Consider the following 22,193-nt stretch of genomic DNA (forward strand, 5'->3'; position numbering starts at 1 on the left):
CAAAAGGCGGATTTAAAGCTGTTAGGTCCAGTTGCTCAAATCAAACCACCTGATTCTCAACCTAAACTAATCAGTGAGAATTCAAGCAGGTTCTCGGCTGTTTCCCAAAATAATCAAAATCCAAAAAGCGGATTGTGCTTATTTTAGTCCAACAGCTCGAACCTAGACGCTTGATTCTCAAACTAAGAAAGGAACGTGAGATAATTTGAGTACTGTACCTGAGTTAGAAGAATATCAATTTGGTTTTCATGATGATGTGAAACCAATTTTCAGTACGGGAAGTGGACTAACAGAGGAAGTTGTTAGAGAAATTTCACGTAAGAAAGAAGAACCAGAATGGATGTTAGAATTCCGCTTGAAGTCTTTGGAGCAATTCAACAAAATGGCCATGCAAGAATGGGGGCCAGATTTATCTGATATCGATTTTGAAAAAATCAAATATTTCCAAAGAGCTAGCGACAAACCCGCTCGTGACTGGGAGGATGTACCAGATAAAATCAAAGAAACATTTGAACGTATTGGAATTCCGGAAGCTGAACAAGCATACTTAGCCGGAGCTTCTGCTCAATATGAGTCAGAAGTGGTTTACCACAACATGAAAGAAGAATTCCAAAAATTAGGAATCATCTTTACAGATACCGATTCAGCATTGAAAGAATACCCAGACATATTTAAAAAATACTTCGCAAAATTAGTCCCACCAACAGATAACAAATTAGCAGCACTAAACTCAGCAGTTTGGTCTGGTGGAACATTTATCTATGTGCCAAAAGGGGTTCGTGTGGATGTTCCTTTACAAACCTACTTCCGAATCAATGCGGAAAACACGGGACAATTTGAACGTACGCTGATTATTGTGGATGAAGGCGCAAGTGTTCACTACGTAGAAGGCTGTACAGCACCAACTTATTCAAGTAATAGTTTGCATGCAGCGATCGTAGAAATATTTACGCACAAAGATGCTTACACTCGTTATACAACCATTCAAAACTGGTCGGATAACGTTTATAACTTGGTAACAAAACGTGCTAAAGCATACGAAGGTGCCACAGTTGAGTGGATCGATGGAAACCTAGGTGCCAAAACAACAATGAAATATCCAAGTGTTTATCTTGATGGAAAAGGGGCTCGTGGCACAATGCTTTCAATTGCATTTGCTGGGGAAAACCAAATTCAAGATACTGGGGCGAAGATGATTCATAATGCGCCAAACACGTCAAGTTCGATCGTTTCTAAATCTATTGCGAAAGACGGCGGAGAAGTGAATTATCGTGGTCAAGTAACGTTTGGGAAAGATAGTGCTGGTTCGATTTCACATATTGAGTGTGATACGATTATTATGGATGACAAATCGAAATCGGATACGATTCCGTTTAATGAGATTCATAACAGTCAAGTGGCGTTGGAGCATGAAGCGAAGGTTTCGAAGATTTCGGAAGAGCAGCTTTATTACTTGATGAGTCGTGGCTTGACAGAAGTTGAAGCGACTGAGATGATCGTTATGGGATTTGTGGAGCCGTTTACGAAAGAATTGCCGATGGAGTATGCGGTTGAGTTGAATCGATTGATTAGTTATGAGATGGAAGGGTCTGTGGGCTAACCCTTTAAAAAAGGATAGGAACGCTGATATAACAGTGTTCCTATCCTTTTTAATTTTAAGTGAATCATTAGAGAGTCTGTATTTTCATTCATTTAATATTTTATGTGCATTATTATTTATAATTTCTTTATATTTATATATAAGTATGCATTTACAGTTCCTTTTTAATCCATTTTTCATATTTATAATTTGTCTATTATATGATAAACTAAATTATACAATCTGATAATTAAGGAGGAACAAAATGGCAGTTAATAGTAATTCAAGTATTGCCGGTGGTATTTCGGCTTCTTTTAGTCAGTCTGCCAGTGCATTAAATAGTATAAGTGTTTTTGTATCAACTTCTAGCACCAATGTTTCTGGCAATGCACCAGCTGTACAATCAATTAATAACTATCAACAAGGATTAGCAGCATTATCTACTAGTGTTGTTTCTGCGGGCGATAATATTCATTCCGTTGCGAAAGAATTTGAACGAATCGATCAGAATATTGCGCAATTGACAAAATTTAATTTTCCAGGAGGGTTGTCATGAGTGAAGTCCAGAAACAACAAGAGTTTGATCAAAAAAATTATCAGTTCAGGATTCGTTTGGAACAACTTCAAGAGGATCAGTTAGCGATTAGAAAAGAACAGCGTTACATAGAAGAACAACAAGAAGAATTTTTTCAACTACAACAACAAGAACAGGCTGCTTATGGTTTTGTCTTAGGAAACTGTGAAGCAGACGAGCGAGCTTTCTTTGAAGAAAGAGGAGATGAGGGCCTTCATCTCGCTAAAAAAGCCCAACGAGAATTTGATGAACAACTCCTTCAGCTAAAAAAAGATGAACGTACATTGTTTGATCAAGAAGAAAATCTAAAGGCAGAACAACAAGCTTTTTGGAAGAACCCGGAGGCAAAAGAAAATGGGGCTTAAATTTTACGTGGGTGAAGCACAGGCACGATCATCACAAGCTTCTCAATTGACCAATCAAGCAAATCAGGCTATTACATCATTGCAAGCAAGTATTCAACTGTTTTTATCTGCACCACTTTCTAGTAAGGCCTACGATTCGGCGAAAAGTTATTTTATGGTTGCTTATACACCGTTATGTCAATCTGCTATAATGACAGGTGAAGCGTTGGAAAGTGCGCATAAAAAGTTTCTTAGTGAATATCAAGGAACTGTTAGTGGAATTGATACGGATGAAGATCTGATTTTAGAAGAGATTAACCAGTTTGAGCAGTTAAAGCAGCGCTTAGATCACCAAATGAGTACCGCGAAAACACCACGTCCAGATTTAGAACGGAGATATATCAATGCCTGTGAGAGTATTGATAAACGACGAGAGAAATTAGAAAAATTTCATGCATATGATGGTCAATCAGCAGGTTTCTTTTCAGATTATGAAGCGAGTCAGCAAGAATTTAACACAGGGTTAGCGCAAGTAGCTAACTCTAAAGCATGGAATCCAGCAACAGGAACATTTGACTTGAAACGTTTAGACATGACATGGGAAAAACCTATTCATACCCGTTGGAAACAACGTGAAAAAATGAAACAACAAGTAAAAGATGCACAAGTAAAACAAGCAATTGGTAAGCTGGATGGGTATGAAATCGTAAAAAATGAATTAGGTCATTGGTATCTGATGAAAGATGGCAAAATTGTTTCACCAAATAAATATCCAGAACTCTATGAACAATTAGAAAAATGTAAGGATTATTTAAATAAAGATCAGTACAAAGTTGAAGAACTGAAAGTGATGAGAAATGAAATGCCTCTTGCTCCTGGATTTGGAGGAATATTAGGAAATCTTGGAAAAGTTGGCAAGATAGCGGATGCTATTAAAAAAGGTACTGGAGTAATAAAAGTAGGACAATCTATTTTAGATCAAATAAATAATGCCCCTACTATCAATGCGGTAGATGAGACTGCTGAATTAGATAAAAGTCGTGAAGAAGGGAAACCTGCTAAGAAACATAAAGTCTTTGAAAACAAGAAAAAAAGTTTAGATGGAAAAGGAGAACCCAATTCTTCTGCTGATTTATTAAATCCTGATGGATCTGTAAAACAAAGAAGATATTATGGTCCTGATGGTAAACCAATAGAAGATATTGACTTTAATCATCCTGATGACGGAACGCATGAATTTCCACATAGGCATCAGTGGGATTGGAATAAAAGACCACCTAGACAAAAAGGAGAATGGTAGATATGAACAATGTACATGATTATATAATAAAAAGTTATACTGTAAACTTCGAAGAAAAAAAGATAACTTTAGAAGTAAGCAATGACATGAAGGAAAAACAAGTAGTATTTCATAATATTTTTACGTATAAATTTTATGATGAAATGCCATATAGTGTGATTTTGGATTTAGAGGAAAGACCACTTGATGATTTTTTCTCAGAAAATGAAGAGTTATTACAGCAAGGAGAAAAAAGTGCATGGCCCATAATGTATGATTCCTTCGAAGAACTGGAAAATGAAATCAGAAATGCAAATGTAGCTTATCAAGTTTTATATTCTTCATATGGAATGAATGGATGGGTTTTAGCCGAGCGAGTAGAAGTTATTGATGTTATGTAACTTTTAATAACAGTTCTGCCACTAAAAATAGAACAGAATTTAAATAGAAAAAAACCAGAAATCTTATATTAACAAGATTTCTGGTTTTTACATAAATAGTGCTAAATATTCATAGTTGTATAGATACGATGATGAGAGTGCAAAAGTGCGCCGCCAACTAGCGGAGATTTTCGCTTGCTGAGTGTACCTTTCTATATAGAATGTTTTAGAGAGAAAGAGCTGAGAATTTGTTTTCAGCTCCTCTTATGATTATTGTTAAATTTTCCCTCTCTGCATCATCCTCGCTACAATCTCCTCACTCTCCTTCAAAACCTCCTCAAAATCCCCAGAAAACACCTGATACAACTGCTGACAAGAATAATACCGCATCCGCATATCCTTCTTATTCCTCGTAACCTTCCCATTAAAAAACTCATCCAAATAAACCAACGACTTCTGCCAAGACCGAAGCTTGATCAACTCACTTCGCACATCCAAAATATCCTGATAAGGGACTGCTTTCAAATTCTGTTCTTTACTCATCACTACACATCCATTCCTTTTTTTTGTAAAACTAACAGGAAAATAAAAAACGATCAGACCTATCTGTGCCTCATCGTGTGCAATAGTTCGCCAAAGAACACATGAAATCGCCAAAAAAATGAAAGAATCCAGCAAAGAGACTAGTAAAATCAATCAAAATTAAGTACAATAAAACATGCGAGTACTTCGGTACGCGCTATCGGCAACTCGGATAAGCAGCGTGAGGCTGTTTATTCGGGGCCTTGCAACGTGATGCCAGTCAGGTTGTAAGGTGCCGTTTTTTATTTTTCTATTTTTTAACTTGTAGATCCTTACGTTTCATTATCACCACCATTGCTAAAAAATCAGACCTAGAATAGAAACAAAAAAGGCATTGGCGCAATGTCCAATACCTGAATAAGTCAATAGTACCTTAAAGAAACCTAGCAATTCTTTCTAGTTGTAGCTCAAAAAGAGACACAACAAAAAAGCTAGTGATTCGTTTACTATTGGCAAACTTGTGAGGACAGTTTTTGACGTTTTCAAGACCATTTCCGTTCGGTGCCAGCCAAACAAAAAGGTGCCAAGGATTAAATTGTCATAAAGTTGAGTGATGTTCTGAATCAGGACTTACTCAGCTTTTTTATTTCCATTCTATACACTAAGTATAAATAAATCGACAACGAGAATCAAGGCGAACAGAGAAAAAAGCGAACAAAAGTAAGGTTATTTTATAACTGGAGGTATTATAGTTTTGCAAATTGTATAGATAAATAATGTGTTGTGATTTATAATTAGTAAGAACAGCCAATAAACTCTTCAAGAAGTATCTTCTTGCTCGATAAAAATGTATAGATTAACACTTGTTTTTGAAAAAGTTTTCGAAAGGTGTGTATAGTATTCCTATGTCCCCTTGTTTATAAACATGTAATATTGGCTGTTCTTTACTATTGTTAGGAGTGTTTTAGAAGTATGGAGTTTTACATTCAATTTCAAAAAGAGGATCGAGAAATTTTGAAAGCATTTAAATCTATGGAGACATTTGCTGATATTGCAAGTTTTTTTGAGGTTCCTAAAAAGACACTTTGGAAGATAATTTATAAAGAGAAACATTATGAAGTTTTCAATATTAGGAAAAAGAGGTTTATAGAAGGAGAAGATGATAAAAATAATTATCGGCAGATAAATTCTCCATGCAAAAATATTAAGATACTTCAACGGAAATTAAAATATTGTTTAGAATTGCTTTATCATTATAATCCATCAATTCATGGATTTGTTAAAGACCGAAGTATTGTTAGTAATGCTAATAGCCATCTGATGTCTAAAACGATTCTAAATATAGATTTAAAAGATTTTTTTCCATCCATTCATCAAAAAAGAGTGTATGGAGTTTTTCGTTATTATTTTAAAAAGAATAATTTAGTTAGTGGTGTATTAACAGAGTTATGCACGTATGAAGAATGTTTGCCTCAAGGAGCTCCAACATCACCAGTTTTATCTAATATTATATGTCGTAATTTAGATGTATCATTTAGAAACGTTTGTAGGCGCTATAATTGTATATATACAAGATATGTTGATGATATTACAATATCAACAAAAAAAAGTATAATTCCTGAACAAATTGGCATTCAAAAAGAAGAATACTTTGAATTAGATGCTGATTTAGTAAGTATCATAGAAAAAGAGGGTTTTATTCTCAATCATAAAAAAACGAGATTACAAACGAGTAGAGAGCGTCAAGTAGTAACGGGAATAAAAGTAAATGAAAAACTTAATGTTAACAGAAATTATGTTTTGTCTATTCGGGCAATGTTGCATAATTTTGAAGTTTTAGATAGGAAAGCAGCTAAAGAAAAATTTTATAAACATTATAAACCTCACGATAAGAGAACTGGAAATAGCCGTCTAGAACCTGAGGAAGTTATTCGCGGAATGATTAATTACGTTGCCCAAATTAAAGGGAAAACAGATCCAGTTGTTCAAAAATTTATTCAAAAGTTTAATGCACTTGAAAAACCAGATAAAATCAAGAATATTTCACCATTATCTCAAATTGAGCGAGATTTTATGCATTCTATTTATCGGATTGATGTAGAGTATTTTACGTACTGTGAAGAAATTGGAAAGGAAACGAATCCAGTAGAGGAATTATATAATCCGTTAAAAGAACAATTATTATCCGAATTCGCATTCCAACGTAAGAGGCATACTATGCAGAAAACTGCTGACAAGCAGCAAAAATTTAAGCTGATTACAGATGAGGAAAAAATGAATATCTTTGATGTAGATGTCGATTTCTTTAAAAGTGAAGTGGGGACTGGTTTCCTATTAAAAAATGGAAAAATCATTACCTGTGCTCATGTGTTTAAATCACTAATAAAAACTAGTGAGAAGTATAATTTATATGATGCTTTCATAAATGTGCGTTGCATAGATCCATTTACAGGTGAGAATACTTTAAGACAAGAAATCGAGATTGAATCAATTAATTTCGAAATAGATATAGCTATTTGTAAGTTTGTAACAAATGAATCGATTATTGGTCTAGAGAAAAATACGAAATTTTTATCTAAGGGGAAATCTGTTAAATTATTAGGTTTTCCAAGTCATCAAAATGGTAGTTTTATAGAAGCATCTGGAGTAATTATTGGTGTGGATCATGAAAAATTAACAAAAGGTATATTTAATAAGAAAAAGAAAAATGTTGTAGATGTTGTAGAATTGTATATTATTAATGAAACAATTTTTGAAGGTAATAGTGGTGGACCAGTCCTAAATGAAAATAATGAAGTTATTGGAATTGCTGCTAGAGGCACTACATCTACGAGTATAGTTGGGAATAAAGTTATTCCGATTGATTATTTGGACTCTTTTCATTTTGACAAGGTAGAGTTAGAAAAGATGAAATATAGTGAGTAATTGGGTATTATCATAAAATTTAAAATTGATTACCATTAAAATAGATTAGATAATAAAGGAGACGACATGAACACAAACGACTGGTTAACAGCATTGAAACCTCTAATACAAAACAAAATAATTTTACTAGCAATAGGCATCATTATCCTAAACTATCTATACAAAATTATTCTATTCTTGATCGAAAGAAATAAAAACTATGAATTAAAAGATATTGACTCAATGACTGGTGAAAAGTTTGAGCATTACTTTGCTAATCTATTAAGAAAGTTAGAATATAAAAAAGTAAAAGTGACACAATATCAAGGAGATCAAGGTATTGATGTTTTAGCTCAAAATGAAAGCAAAAAAATAGGCTATCAATGTAAACGATATAAGAAAAATGTCGGAAATAAAGCTGTTCAAGAAGCACATGCAGGAAAAAGTTATTACGACCTAAATGATGTTTTTGTCGTTACAAACAGCTACTTCACAAAGTCTGCAAAAGAGTTAGCTCATAAAACAGGTGTTAAGCTAATTGATCGAGATGAGTTATATAAAATGATTAAAAAAACGGTACGTAATAATTCAATCGAAAATACTAAAACAATTCCAGAGAACAATCAAAAATGATTGCATCTCTGGACTATTTTTATCTGCATAAAATTAAAAGCATAACATAATAAAAAAATTTGCAATTTTATGAAACCTTTCCCGTCAATTTAACGTCTAATACACACACGGGGAAAAGGAGCTTAGGGGAAAAATGGAAAAAGAGAAACAAATAATCTTGGTGAAAAAAGCAAAACATGGTGATGCACAAGCCTTTGTAAAACTTTGTGAAGCTTACCAAATGGTGCTTTATAATTCCGCTTATAAAATACTTTTAAATAATGAAGATGTTGCTGACTGTCTCCAAGAAGAGGTTGATACACCAAATTATGGTTATGACCCTGAAACTGGCAGAATGGATATTTCTTTTGATTTAATTGCAATGGATAAAACTTCCGTTTATAAGATACAAGTGAACGAAGTTGATCAGATGAGCGGTGAGATGCTTTCTGAATTTGGTTATTTTGAACTCCAAAACAAGTAATTTTTATCTTATTCATAAACTATAAAAAAGCTTTGGATCCTAGTGCTTCAAGGTTTTTTTGATGTTTCAGATGCAATCAAAATCAAATGAATAACCACCATTTAAAAAAAATGACGTAAAAACCGCCAAAAAATCCAACCATATTCATCCAAAATAATTTTAAAATGTATATAACAAAAAGTAAGTAAATTTAAAATATAATAGAAAATGGGGGAGTAGATAATGAAAATAGTAAAAAATGTAATGAAAATCCTGTCTTTGATGGTATTGGTGGTTCAACTGACGAGTCCGGCATTAATAGCCTTTATGGAAGAAACTGAAGTGAACGAATCAAGTCCGCCAGTACTAAAACTTTTTGGTTTAATCAACGATCAAAAAGCCGAAACAATCACAGTAGAAACAGGAGAAACTATCCAAGTAACTCTTTCCGCGAAAGCGTTGAACGCTGAGATCATCCAAATAGATCTTTCCGAAAAAGTTAGTATTAGTCAAGAAGAGATGGAACGAATTAACAGTAACAACGAAGTTCAAATTTCAACTAGTGGAAATATAGTAAGTATTCAAACAAAACCAACTAAATTAAATGACTTACTGCTTAACCTAAACACAGTTGACAACGGGACGGTTCAACTGCAAGCCGCTATCAACAACGCAATCTTTTCAAATGTTGTAGCTTTAGATATCATTGAAAAAGAAAATAAAACTGTAACAGAAGAATCCACGATAAATCAAACGGAACCAAAGGAACAACTACCACAATCAGAAATCCAAACAAACAAGACCATTACTTCGACAAGTCCAGAAACTACTCTAAATCCTAAGTTTGATCTAAATGAGTTATCTTATTTTATTATTAACGGTGGCTTCGAACAACCTGCTATAGCAGTAAATAATGTTAATTTCTTCGCGCAAGATCAGGTTCCCGGTTGGGAGACGACTGCCAGTGACAAAGCAATAGAAATTGCTAGTGGTACAGGTTCTGGGCACAGATTTAGAGCTCGAAGCGGCCAGCAATGGGCTGAAATTAATGCCAATGTCCCAGGAGAGCTGCATCAAGTAGTTAAAAGTATTCCGGGCTCTACGATGAAATGGAGTGTGTGGCACGCTGGGAGAGACGGAACGAATAGAATGGCTATTCATATTGGTACAATAGAAAACCATCCCACTGTTGCAATTGCAACCACAGCTAATAGGGTTTGGACTCAGTATACAGGAACCTATGTTGTACCTGAAAATCAGTATGAGACTTATTTTGGTTTTGAAAGTCTTCAAGCTACTAGACCAAGTGTGGGGAATTACATTGATGATGTGTCATTCAAAATAGAAGGTAATTTGGAAACTACAAAACAAGCCAATAAATCACTTGTTAAAACAGGCGAGCGAGTTGGTTATACAATAAACGTAAGTAATACCATTGATTTTTCTCTTTTGGATAATATTATTGTGGAGGATACATTACCAGAAGGGCTAAAATTAGTCACAGATACTTTAGCAGTCGATGGCGTTAATGTTATGAATGAAGCTACTGAAGAAAATCAGATTAAAACTCAAATTAATACAATTGAAGGGGGCAAAACTGTCGCGGTTACTTTTGAAGCAGAGGTAACGAGTGAAATGAATGGCACCCTAAAAAATATCGCCATTGTGACGGATCCAGATAATCCAAGCGAACCTCAAAATCCCGAAGTATTGATAGAAGTAAAAGGAAACGGGAAACTAATCACTAAAAAATTAGTCGATCAATCAATCGTCAAAACTGGTGATGAGGTCACTTATACAATCGAAGCTAGTAATGTCCAAACAAATACCGTACTTAATAATATAGAAATAGCTGATTTGTTACCGGAAGGTTTGGAACTAATCGAAGATACATTGACAATTGATGATCGACAAGTAGAAAATACTGCAACAGAAATGAATGAAATAAAAACACTTATTGATACTATTGAAGGCAATCAAACTGTATCAGTTCGTTTTAAAGCAAAAGTCATACAAGAAACAAGTGGAACGCTACAAAATATTGCGACGGTAACCGATCCAAATAATCCAACTGAACCACAGAAGCCTGAGGTATCAATAGAAATTGAAGCACCAGGGAAATTAGAAACAAAAAAACTAGCAGATCGTGCAATTGTTGAATTGGGTGATGAAATTTCGTATACGATTCAAGTCACTAATAGTCAAGCAGATACAATTTTAAAAGACATTAAAGTGGAAGATGTTTTACCTGAAGAATTAGAATTAGTAAAAGACACATTGAATATAAATGGAAATTCAGTAACTAATGATGCTGTAAAAGAAAATACTGTCCAAACAATGATAAAAGAAATTAAAGGTGGGCAAACCATTGATATTGTTTTTAAAGCTATCGTAATCTCTTTAGATAATCTATTCATAACAAATACAGCAGAAATAACCGATCCTGCCAATCCTGATATGCCACAAAAGCCAAGTGCAACGATAGAAAGTCCGACAGGAAGCGTAGGGGGACGAGGAGCCTATGAATCCGGTAAACTGAAGACGAGAAAACTTGTTGATCAGTCGAATGTAAAAACTGGTGATGAAATTACGTACACGATTGAAGCTAGTAATGACACAGAAGATACCATGTTATATGATATTGTAGTCGAAGATAAGTTACCAGAAGGTCTAAAATTAATTAAGGACACATTAACTGTAGATAATAAAAAAGTAGTAAACACGACAAGTAAAGACAACATAATAAAAACGACCATCGCAGAAATTGAAGGAAATCAAACAGTCGTAGTTCAATTTAAAGCGAAAATAACCCGAGAAACAAATGGTACAATTAAAAATATTGCACATGTAACCAATCCCGAAATACCAGAAGAACCGCAAAAACCAGAAGTATCAATCAATATTTCAGCAATAGGGAAACTTGAATCGAATAAACGAGTCAGTCAATCGTTGGTAAAAGTTGGAGAGGAAGTCATCTATGCAATTGAGGCCGCTAACTCAGTTCCCAATACAACATTGAACGATGTTATAGTCGAAGATCATTTGCCAAAAGGCTTAGAATTAATTCAAGATACATTAACAGTAGACGGAAAAAAAGTGAACAATGAATCAAAAGAACCAAATACGATAAAAGTAAAACTGCAAGTGTTGGAAGGAAAGCAACGCTCATCCGTTCAATTTAAAGCAAAAGTAACAAAGCCGATAACTGATAAAATCACCAATATTGCAATGGTAGCGGAATCTAGAGAATCAAAAACACCACAAAAACCAGAAGTGTCAATAAAAGTTATATCTGAAAAAAAAGCTATTGGAAAATCAGGAGTGCTACCTAAAATGAACATGCTGCAAAATAAATTTACTTTTTGGATCGGCTTATTCATACTTTTTCAAGTCTATTCCTTCTACTATATAAAGAGAAGGAATGGTGAGCTTAAATAAATAGAACGTTAAGATCGCTACAACAATCATGAAAAGCAGACATATGATTTCAAACCAAATTTGGATTTTGAATCATATGTCTGCTTTTTTAGTAAACTTTATTATGTATTCCATTTAATCAAAATTATTTTCAGCGTATTTCTGTTGAATAAGTTGTTTAAGTTTGGACTCAATAAAATGTATACTTCTGTGAGTGATCGGTTCTTGGAAATTAGCTGATAATTTAATTTGGCAATAATTTTCTAAACTATCATCAATAGAAATAGAAGACAAAATAACGTCAGGAGCTTTGTAAAAGTTTGTTTCTACGAATAATAAATTAAATGAGTGATGAAATTGCTTGATTAAATAGTTTTTTATATAAACTTCCTCAGTATACGGTAAATCAGTTTCTAAATAAAGATAGATTGGCGGTTCGTGGAGAGGCGGTGCTTTGATTGTCATATAAATAGCCATGTATGAACGTAAAAGAACTTCTTTATTAATAAAGATTTCATTTTTCGTAAGGATATACATTTTTTCAATAAAAGCAGCTAATTTATTAATTAAATTAGGGAAAATCGCTGAGTTTTTCTCAAATAAAACTGTATCATAACTAAAATAATCATTTACCTTTGATATAGAACAATTTAAGTGAGTAAAGAAGGCTTGCTGAAAGACATTTGGTTTTAGTTTTTCTGGTATGGAAATGATCTCAGTAGAAAAAAGTTCGCAAAAATTATTTGTGAGTTGATAAATGATTGTTTGATTATTCTTGTGAATTTCTATTACTTCATTTTTAGTATCCATTTCTTGATATAATCTGGACTCAGACTGCCAATAGACTGAAAGATAATAGATTTCCGCTTCATTATGTATATGATATTCTTTATAAAGATTTTGCACTATTTCAACAATGCTATCTGTCTGATCATTAAAAAAAGTTTTCCATTCCGGCTGCATTATGACATAATTTTTTTGACGAATTCTTAAAATATTTGTTGCGATAAAATAAGCCAACTTTTGTTTTTTCATGGGGATGATTTCAGATCCGACTATTTGTGTTGTTAATCGATCAATGTTGGTTAGAAGTTTTTGTTCATCAATTATTTTGTAGGTATCTGGCCAAAAAATGCCGCGGTTCAAAAACCAAGTAATAGAATAATTAATAATCCGAATTTTTTGCTCACTACCAATTATTTTATAGGATGTTGTAGAAAATGAAATCCCTAAAGCTTGGCAGAATAAAGAACATTTTTTTAAAGAATAGTTGACGGTAGCAAGACTGATTCCATATTTTTCAGCACATTTAACTGGGGAGTCAAAGGTGTTAAAAAAAAGTGATCGGGCAATCTGAAAAGTTGTATCATCCATAGTAATTTGACGAATAAAACGCGAAATAGAACTCATTCCATTGGCCGTAATTAATTTTACGCCATTACTTTTATTTACCTGTAGTGAGATTGTATCCTTAGAAAGGTTATTATAATTGAAAAATGTGTCTGTCAGTTCATTAAGAAGTCTTTGTGTGCTACGAACTGAAAGACCCAAATAAGCAGCCAGATCAGTAATTTTACACCAATGTTGGAAATTACTTAAAAAGTCAACCATAGTAATCAGCTTTTGATTTTTTTTACTTAATATAATAAATAGAGTGGTTTTCATATATGATCTCCTTAGAAAAAAATCGGTCAATAGTGTTGGGGGGATTATTTAATTTTAATTGTTATTTTATTTATTTTTAAACATATTATATCAAAAAACAAACATTGACTCAAAATAACAGAACTTTTCGAAATAATTATAAAATAAATAGGTAAATTGAAAGACTGAGATTTTTTCTATTAATTGCCTATTTCCTGTATAATGAAGTTAAAAGGAAGTTTATAGGGGGAAAGAAATGAAAAAAATTATGTTTGTTATGTCAGCTGTTTTATGGTTAACTGCCTGCGGGCAAAAAGTGGAAGAGACTAACGCAAGCAATAATGATTCTAGCGCTAGCCAGAGCACGGTTGTTCAAGAAAGTGACTCATCAAGTTCAAGTACTGTACAGAGCACAAGCAAGACTTCAAGCACTGAACAAGAAGTATCTGTAAGTACAAGTGACTCAGTAGATATTGAAAAAAGAGAGCAAGAGCAAAAGTTAGAAGCTTACAACAATTTAGATACACCGTTAAAAGTCCTTTTAGCCACAACGCTTGTCGATGAACGAGCGGAAACACCTGGCTTACAAGGATATGGTTTGGTCTATAATTTCAGTGGACCCTTTTTATTCGTTAATATAAACTCAGGTGCCGGAACAGGTCATCCGATTATAAAATTATCTTTTGATGATGCTTTTATTTATCCAGTGGAAGGGATTGTCCGAAATGGTCCAAGTCAAATTGACCCTTACCCAGTTCCAACTGATCCAGTTTCTAAAGTAACGTTGTATGAAAAGTATTTGAATGAAAAAGAAAAATATGATTCTTCTATTCCAAATGTTCGGATTTCTGAGAACTTAACTGAAACGTATTTTGATAAGTTAAAAGGTATAATCGGTCAATAAACATAAATTAAGCAGAGAAAGACTGAGCTAAATTTTTTTCCCTATAAGGGAGAATGCTTTAGCTTTTTATTTATACAACACAGCAAAAAATTGTTGCACAAAATATTATCTATTTTTCACCTCTATTTAAAGACAGCCAATTAATCTAAGGGATAATATGTATGAAAATGCAAGAGACGCAATAAGATGTTGTCTTGGCAAGAAAAATTGTTTGAATATTTATGTAATAATTGTAATGAATTCGTAATTATAAACTTTACTTTGAAATGATTTTGTAATATAATTGGTTTGAGAGGACAAAAAGCGTGAATTTACCTACAGAACTTTTTTGGAAATCAAAAAAGTGAAAAAAATTTATAGGAGTGAAGAAAATGAAAAAAATTGTTTTAGTTAGTTTAGCAGGTCTGGGGATCTTGTTAGCAGGTTGTCAATCAGGAAAAAATAAAGAAACAGTTGCATTAAGTACAAGTGAAACAGCAGTATCTAGCTCTTCAATGAGTTCAAGTTCCAGCAGTCAAAGCAGTAGTACTACACAAGAAAAAGTAAAAGAATCAACGACAACCGCCACCTCATCTCAAGAAATTGTTAAAGAAGAATTATGGAATTCGACAAAATCTCAAGAACTTAATATATTTATGGCACAATGGGGACAAACTATGGATCAAGTTTACAAAGAATATAGCCCAGGAAATAATGTCAATTTGTATGGATTACAGCTTCCAGATGGTATTCTAAATAACGAAAATGGCTGGCAAGCATCTATTGGCGAAGTTCCAATTTCAGTAACGTGGTCTGAAAATGGACAAGTTAGTGACGGGTATGCATTAGTAGCTGTTTATTCAGATGCAGAAAGTCAACCTTATTTGAAACAACATGTCTACTTTTTTACCATCCAATCAGACGGGACACCAGCTGTACTAGTAACAATGCAGAATCAAGGCAATGAAAATAATTATTTATATTTTAGAGAAACAGATAATCAAGAACTTAAAAATGGTTTCACTGAACTTGTGACCAGAAATTAACGTGAATTAGAGTCGTTTACATTCCATGTGAGCGATTCTTTTTTGCATATTTTAGTCATGGCAGCATAATTCTGATAAGATAAGTAAAAGAGGGGTTTAAACAAACAATTTGATACTACTTGGAATAATTTCAAGTAGTAGATTAACCCACAAGAATATGTTAAATTTCAAGTGAAATTAAAAGTTGGGAGGAAGGTCGTTATGAAAGAAACGCAAGAAGAATTCATACAAGATCTTTACAATCTTATCTTAAATCCAGGAACCCGTGAATGGGAACGGTCACAGTTAACAGCAGTTAAAAATGCAGTGGAAGCAGGTAGTAACTTTAGCGACCAAATGGCGAAACTGGAAGCAGAATTACGACCGCTTGCCTCAAGAAATAATTTAACTCCTGATGTTACCGATTTTTATCTGAAAATCATAGATGATCCAACTGGAAAAATAAATTATGATTTTTCTAAACACATTGTGACAGAAACAAGCTATCAAGAGCGGGCTGTTTTTGCAGGTGGTTGTTTTTGGTGTATGGTTGAGCCATTTGAAACACGTTCAGGAATAATTTCGGTTTTGTCTGGTTACACTGGCGGAGATATTGATTCTCCAACTTACGATCAAGTACTTGCTGGTTATACAGGACACGTAGAAGCTGTTGAAATCATTTTTGATAACCGAGTTATTAGCTATAAAGAATTGGTTGGACTCTATTGGCAAATCTCAGATCCGACTGATGCCTTTGGACAGTTTCAAGATCGCGGAAGTCAGTACAGACCAGTTATCTTTGTACAAAACGACCAGCAAAAACGAATTGTAGAAGAGTCTAAAAAAGAATTAATTCACTCTGGAAAATATAAAGATCCTATAGTCACAGAGATCCGCGATGCAACAACATTTTGGCCAGCTGAAAACTATCATCAGCAATTCTATAAAAAGCAAATCAAAAGGTACAAACGAATAAAACGGGCGCGGCAACAATTTTTGACCTATCAACATCTGAAAAGTAAGATTCGAGTTAAGTTAAGAAAATAGTAAATAACGAAATTTAAATTAGAAAGTATTGTTGCTATTCTAGATAAGATTTTATTTTGAAAAAAGTATATATAATAGAAGAAATTTTTATTTATATCGTATAAATAAAGGGTTTTCTGGAAAGTGTTAAGTATTTTAAAATAAAAACGTATTCATTTTTATTTTTAATTCAATAGTATTGACTTTAAAACCTATATGGGTTAATATCAAACAGCATTAGTTACTAACACTGTTAGCTATTAATTGTTAATGTAATTATTTTTAAAGAAGGAGGAGTCATATGTCATTCGCAGAAGAAGCTGAACAAGAACTTATTCGTCTAATGGTCCAAAATCGTAATAGTGCATTTAGCAGACTAGAAAAGAGTAATCAAGGCGAAGCTATCGTTATTAAATTTCTCGATCGTTATGGCGAGCCAACTAGCCCTAAACACTTAGCCGAATCACTAAATCTTTCCAGCGCCCGTATTGCCGTTGTTTTGGGCAGTTTAGAAAAAAAAGGCCAAATTGCCCGTAATATGGATCCAAATGATCGTAGGCGTATCAATGTAACGTTAACTGACTGCGGCAAAAAAGTTGCTGAACTTGAAAAGAAAGAAATGCGCGATAAGATTGTTCAAATTTTTAAACAAATGGGAGAAGAAGACACGAAAAAGTTTATTGAGCTGACTGCGAAGTTTGTAGACTACTCCCAAAAATTATCCCAGAAAGAGGAAGGTGACCAATAATGAAAATTTTTAAACATATTGGAAAATACTGGTATGCGGTCATCGCAGTTCTTGTACTATTAGTTATACAGGCACGCAGTGAATTAAGCTTACCCAACTTAACATCGAGTATCGTGGATGTCGGTATTCAACAAGGTGGATTAGAATATTCCACACCTGAAAAAATCAGAAAAACAACCCTTCAAGGGATCGAAATGTTTATGACTGATGATGAGAAAAAAACAATTGAAGAAAATTATAAACTAACAACTCAAAAAGTTGATGGTAAAGAAACTGAAGTTTACAAACTAAATCTGCAAGATGGGATGACTGAAGCTAAACTAGCAGATATCTTTGATCTACCAATGATGATGCTTGCTTCATCACAAGCAAAAGATTCAACTGATGGCGGCGAAGCAAAATCAATTATTGATGATTATACTGCAATTTCTAAAGATGCTGCCAAAGCGCAACAACTTGGGGAAGAAGCGGCAGCTTTAGGTGAACAAGCAAAAGCTGCTGGAGAAGCCGCTGCTTCCGCAACAGACATGGCCACGGCGGCTGAAAAAGGTGCAGAAGCTCAAAGTTTAGCAGCCGAAGCACAAGCGAAAGGTGAAGAAGCCCAAACCTTAGCAAATTCTATCAAGTCAGCAAGCGATGCTATGCCTGCTAAAGTTGAAGCAGCTCGTGAAGCTACTAAAAAAAGCTTAGGTGATTTAGGCTCAAATTCAATGAGGACTGTGGGTATTCAATTAACATTAGCTGAATACAAAGCATTAGATGTCAATACACAACAAATTCAAACTGATTATATGATCAAAACAGGAACGCAAATGATCATTTTAACACTGATTTCTGCAGCAGCAGCAATTATAGTTGGTTTGATCGCATCATTAGTTGCCGCAGCGGTTGGACGAAATTTGCGTGTCGGTCAATATGAACGTACCTTACAATTTTCAAATACTGAAATGGAGAAATTTTCACCAGCCTCGTTAATCACTCGTAATACCAACGATATTCAACAAATGCAAATGGGTATCGTAATGATTATGCGAATTGTATTATATGCTCCTATTCTTGGGATTGGCGGGATTTACGAAGTATATAAAACAGGAACTGGCATGGGCTGGATTGTTGGTGTGGCCGTTGGTGCTGTTTTAATTTTAGTCTTAACGTTATTGACATTCACTATGCCTAAGTTTAAAGCTTTACAAAACTTGGTGGATAGAGTCAACTTGGTTTCTCGTGAAATTATTACTGGTTTACCAGTTATTCGTGCGTTTTCTCGTGAAAAATTTGAGGAAAAACGTTTTGATGTTGCCAATACAAACTTGATGAAAACTCAGTTATTCGTAAACCGCTCAATGTCTATCATGATGCCGGTAATGATGTTATTGATGAATGGGGTTTCTGTCTTGATCGTTTGGGTCGGCGGACACAATATGGACAAGGGTCAATTGCAAGTTGGGGATATGATGGCATTTATCACATATACCATGATGATTGTTATGGCATTTATGATGTTATCAATGGTTTCAATTATTTTACCTCGTGCCAATGTTGCAGCAGGTCGGGTAGAAGAAGTACTTGAAACTGTTCCTACAATTAAAGATCCTGAAAATCCTAAAGACAATCACGATTTCAAAGGTGAAGTGAAATTTGAAGGCGTACAATTCCGTTATGGAGATGCCGACGAAGATGTGCTGCATCATATTAATTTTGTTGCTAAACCGGGTCAAACCACAGCAATTATTGGTTCGACTGGTTCTGGTAAATCAACGATTGTAAACTTGATTCCACGTCTTTTTGATGTGACAGGCGGACGAATTACAATTGATGGGATAGATGTTCGAGAAATGACGTTACACAAATTACATGAAATTATGGGATTTGTACCGCAAAAAGGTATTTTATTCTCAGGAGATATTGCTTCAAATATCAAATTTGGTGATGCTGACATTTCTGATGAACAAATGAAAAAAGCAGCTGTCATTGCACAAGCTGAGGAATTTATTGACTCAAATGAAAAAGGCTACAGCAGAGAAATTTCTCAAGGCGGAACCAACGTTTCCGGTGGACAAAAACAACGTCTATCAATTGCCCGTGCTTTAGCCAAAAATCCAAAAATCTTAATTTTCGATGACTCATTCTCAGCACTGGATAATAAAACGGATGTAGCTCTACGTAAAGCTTTATCTGAAAATATCAAAGATGCAACCCAAATTATCGTGGCACAAAAGATTTCTACAATTATTCATGCAGATAATATTGTTGTCTTGAACGAAGGTCGTGTGGTTGCTCAAGGTACACATGAAGCATTGATGGAAACATCGAAAGTCTATCAAGAAATTGCCCAATCACAGTTAAGTAATGCTGAATTAGGCATAGAAGAAGCGGAGTAAGGAGGAGCGAATATAATGGCAGAACAAAAACAAAATCGCCCTCGTGGCGGCGGCCCTGGACAAATAGCGCCAGTGGAAAAAGCCAAAGACTTTAAAGGAACCATCAAAAAATTAGTTTCTTATCTTGGTGCATATAAAATTCCTGTTTTCTTTGTAATGATTTTTGCAATTGCCTCAACGGTATTTAATATTTGGGGACCAAAAATCTTATCAACAGCTATTACAGAGCTATTTAATGGTTTAATCAAGAAATATCAAGGAACTGGCGGTATTGACTTTGAAAAAATCGGCGGTATCCTACTCTTTATGCTGGGACTGTACCTTGTAGCTTCTCTTTTCGGAATTATGCAAGGTTGGATCATGTCAACAATTTCTCAAAAAATTACGTATCGTATGCGTAAAGAAATTTCAGAAAAAATCAATCGGATGCCAATGAACTATTTTGAAAGCCGTACGACCGGTGAAGTCTTATCAAGAATCACGAATGATGTAGATACACTTGGTCAATCGTTAAATCAATCACTTACACAGTTAATCACATCAACATTTACGATTATCGGTGTTATTGTAATGATGCTGTCGATTTCAGTGAAAATGACAGGTATTGCGATTTTGATTGTCCCAATTTCATTTATATTGATTATGATTGTCGTAAAAAATTCTCAAAAATACTTTAAAACTCAACAAGAATATCTTGGTGTTATTAATGGTAAAGTTGAAGAAACAATCGGCGGTTATAACATTGTTCGTTTGTTTAACGATGAAGAAAATTCTCTTAACGAATTTAAAGAACAAAATGATGTTTTATTTAAATCAGCATGGAAATCTCAATTTCTTTCAGGTTTAATGCAGCCAATCATGAACTTTGTCGGGAATTTAGGTTATGTTGCAGTTGCAATTTTTGGTGGGATCATGGCGTATAATGGTTCAATCACAGTTGGGGATATTCAAGCATTTATCCAATATGTGCGTAATTTAACTCAGCCGATTTCTCAATTAGCTCAAGTCTCAAATATGTTGCAATCAATGGCAGCGGCTGCTGAACGTGTCTTTGAATTCCTTGGTGAAGAGGAAGAAGACCAAACAGTTGAAAATCCAGTGAAAATTGATAAAGCAAAAGGAATGGTTGATTTTGAACATGTTCATTTCGGCTATACACCTGATAAAATTATTATCAATGACTTCAGTTCTCACGTCGATCCAGGTCAAATGGTAGCAATTGTTGGCCCAACAGGTGCAGGTAAAACTACGATGGTTAAATTGCTTATGCGTTTTTATGACGTGAATTCTGGAGCAATCAAAATCGATGGCTATGACATCAAAGATTTCAATCGTGCGGATCTTCGTAAAAATATCGGGATGGTTCTTCAAGATACATGGCTATTTAAGGGAACCATTATGGAAAACTTACGTTATGGCCGTTTAGATGCAACGGATGAAGAAGTTTATGAAGCTGCGAAAGCCGCTCACGTTCATCACTTTATCCAAACACTACCTGGCGGTTATAATATGGAATTAAATGAAGAATCATCAAACATTTCTCAAGGTCAAAAACAATTGCTGACAATTGCTCGTGCAATTTTAGCTGATAAACCGATTTTGATTTTGGATGAAGCAACATCTTCAGTTGATACAAGAACAGAAGGCTTGATCCAAGAAGCGATGAACAACTTAATGTCTGGTAGAACTTCTTTCGTAATTGCTCACCGTCTATCTACAATTAAAGATGCAGATAAAATTCTTTATATGCAAGATGGCGATATTAAAGAGCAAGGAACACATGAAGAATTACTTGCTGAAGGTGGCTACTATGCATCCCTTTATAACTCACAGTTTGAAGAGTTAACTGAGTAAATCTAATGAAATAACATAAATAAAAAATAGGAGTACTCAACTTTATGTTGCTAGTATTCCTATTTTTATTTATACAATATATATCCTGTATATAATTGAAATAGTCTTGTTTAAATTTAAGAAACACTAAAGAGTGATAAAAAAACTTGAAAATAAGTCGATCATAAGGTACTATTTACAAAAATAAATAATTAAATAACCTTGTTAGGTGAGGCTCCTATACAAACACAGGCTATTGCGCAGAAACGTCGAAAGACGCCAATGTGTAAAACAGGAATTGTCGAATTAAGGCTTTTCATAAAATAGCTAAGAATGCTTCTTTACGTTGTATAGTGCTAAAACTCAGACGATGAGATTGATTGGTAGTCAAACGTCTTAGGAAAAAATGTTTGGCTTTTTTCTTTTGGTAAGTAGTAATCTAGTTATCAAATGTATAACGTCTTTGTACCTGTTTGGTTTTATTTGAGTGCGGTTTTGATGTATGTTTAAGTAGCTGGCGGAAACTTCACTCTTGTTTTTAAGAGTAGTTTCGTCAGTTTTTTTAGTTATCGAATTTAA

Annotated in this window: 17 protein-coding genes and 1 riboswitch; of the genes, 15 read left to right on the forward strand and 2 right to left on the reverse strand. The window is 34.1% G+C overall.

Features of this window, described 5'->3' with window-relative positions; genetic code table 11:
• The first annotated feature begins 205 nt into the window (after positions 1-205).
• The 5 genes from sufB (at position 206) to C240_RS05385 (ending at position 4,177) form a co-directional block, all read left to right on the forward strand.
• Positions 206-1,600, forward strand: coding sequence for a Fe-S cluster assembly protein SufB (gene sufB / locus C240_RS05365; protein ID WP_271491963.1), 1,395 nt, complete (start codon positions 206-208; stop codon positions 1,598-1,600).
• 244 nt (positions 1,601-1,844) lie between these two features.
• A complete protein-coding gene (locus C240_RS05370; RefSeq protein WP_271491964.1) occupies positions 1,845-2,135 on the forward strand; it encodes a TIGR04197 family type VII secretion effector in 291 nt (96 codons plus the stop codon).
• The gene (locus C240_RS05375) at positions 2,132-2,518 is read left to right on the forward strand and encodes a hypothetical protein (protein ID WP_271491965.1); all 387 of its coding nucleotides are present in this window, start codon (positions 2,132-2,134) and stop codon (positions 2,516-2,518) included. Before C240_RS05370 ends, C240_RS05375 begins: the two co-directional genes overlap by 4 nt.
• Complete coding sequence (locus C240_RS05380) at positions 2,508-3,797, forward strand: hypothetical protein (protein WP_271491966.1); 1,290 nt, start codon at positions 2,508-2,510, stop codon at positions 3,795-3,797. Before C240_RS05375 ends, C240_RS05380 begins: the two co-directional genes overlap by 11 nt.
• A 2-nt stretch (positions 3,798-3,799) precedes the next feature.
• A complete protein-coding gene (locus C240_RS05385) occupies positions 3,800-4,177 on the forward strand; it encodes a hypothetical protein (protein WP_271491967.1) in 378 nt (125 codons plus the stop codon).
• 255 nt (positions 4,178-4,432) lie between these two features.
• On the opposite strand, the gene C240_RS05390 is transcribed toward C240_RS05385, so the two are convergent.
• Positions 4,433-4,699 carry a hypothetical protein gene (locus C240_RS05390; RefSeq protein ID WP_271491968.1) on the reverse strand — a complete coding sequence of 89 codons (267 nt, stop codon included), beginning with the start codon at positions 4,697-4,699 and terminating at the stop codon, positions 4,433-4,435.
• 951 nt (positions 4,700-5,650) lie between these two features.
• Between C240_RS05390 and C240_RS05395 the strand changes: the two genes are divergently transcribed.
• From C240_RS05395 to C240_RS05410, 4 genes are all read left to right on the forward strand, one after another.
• Positions 5,651-7,603: a reverse transcriptase domain-containing protein gene (locus tag C240_RS05395; protein WP_271491969.1), complete on the forward strand. Its 1,953-nt coding sequence runs from the start codon at positions 5,651-5,653 to the stop codon at positions 7,601-7,603.
• Between the two features lie 66 nt (positions 7,604-7,669).
• On the forward strand, positions 7,670-8,215 hold the full coding sequence (locus C240_RS05400) for a restriction endonuclease (RefSeq protein ID WP_271491970.1): 546 nt from the start codon (positions 7,670-7,672) through the stop codon (positions 8,213-8,215).
• Positions 8,216-8,348: 133 nt separating this feature from the next.
• A complete protein-coding gene (locus tag C240_RS05405; protein WP_271492340.1) occupies positions 8,349-8,678 on the forward strand; it encodes an RNA polymerase sigma factor in 330 nt (109 codons plus the stop codon).
• 222 nt (positions 8,679-8,900) lie between these two features.
• Positions 8,901-12,095 carry an isopeptide-forming domain-containing fimbrial protein gene (locus C240_RS05410; RefSeq protein WP_271491971.1) on the forward strand — a complete coding sequence of 1,065 codons (3,195 nt, stop codon included), beginning with the start codon at positions 8,901-8,903 and terminating at the stop codon, positions 12,093-12,095.
• Positions 12,096-12,209: 114 nt separating this feature from the next.
• Here C240_RS05410 and C240_RS05415 read toward each other — a convergent pair whose 3' ends face one another.
• A complete protein-coding gene (locus tag C240_RS05415) occupies positions 12,210-13,739 on the reverse strand; it encodes a helix-turn-helix domain-containing protein (protein WP_271491972.1) in 1,530 nt (509 codons plus the stop codon).
• Positions 13,740-13,974: 235 nt separating this feature from the next.
• Between C240_RS05415 and C240_RS05420 the strand changes: the two genes are divergently transcribed.
• The 6 genes from C240_RS05420 (at position 13,975) to C240_RS05445 (ending at position 21,635) form a co-directional block, all read left to right on the forward strand.
• The gene (locus C240_RS05420) at positions 13,975-14,622 is read left to right on the forward strand and encodes a hypothetical protein (protein WP_271491973.1); all 648 of its coding nucleotides are present in this window, start codon (positions 13,975-13,977) and stop codon (positions 14,620-14,622) included.
• Between the two features lie 371 nt (positions 14,623-14,993).
• Positions 14,994-15,647, forward strand: a complete 654-nt coding sequence (locus tag C240_RS05425) for a DUF4767 domain-containing protein (protein ID WP_271491974.1) — start codon at positions 14,994-14,996, stop codon at positions 15,645-15,647.
• A 201-nt stretch (positions 15,648-15,848) separates the two neighbouring features.
• Entirely contained in the window at positions 15,849-16,673 is an 825-nt protein-coding gene (gene msrA / locus C240_RS05430; RefSeq protein ID WP_271491975.1) for a peptide-methionine (S)-S-oxide reductase MsrA, read from the forward strand.
• A gap of 280 nt (positions 16,674-16,953) precedes the next feature.
• The gene (locus C240_RS05435; protein ID WP_271491976.1) at positions 16,954-17,400 is read left to right on the forward strand and encodes a MarR family winged helix-turn-helix transcriptional regulator; all 447 of its coding nucleotides are present in this window, start codon (positions 16,954-16,956) and stop codon (positions 17,398-17,400) included.
• Positions 17,400-19,781 (forward strand): ABC transporter ATP-binding protein, encoded by a 2,382-nt coding sequence (locus C240_RS05440; protein WP_271491977.1) that lies wholly within the window; start codon positions 17,400-17,402, stop codon positions 19,779-19,781. The genes C240_RS05435 and C240_RS05440 overlap by 1 nt, the downstream gene beginning before the upstream one ends.
• Positions 19,782-19,796: 15 nt before the next feature.
• Positions 19,797-21,635: an ABC transporter ATP-binding protein gene (locus tag C240_RS05445; protein WP_271491978.1), complete on the forward strand. Its 1,839-nt coding sequence runs from the start codon at positions 19,797-19,799 to the stop codon at positions 21,633-21,635.
• A gap of 193 nt (positions 21,636-21,828) precedes the next feature.
• Positions 21,829-21,996: riboswitch (M-box (ykoK) riboswitch) on the forward strand.
• Positions 21,997-22,193: the final 197 nt, after the last annotated feature.

The organism is Enterococcus sp. 5H, from assembly GCF_028128615.1.
GTDB lineage: Bacteria > Bacillota > Bacilli > Lactobacillales > Enterococcaceae > Enterococcus_L.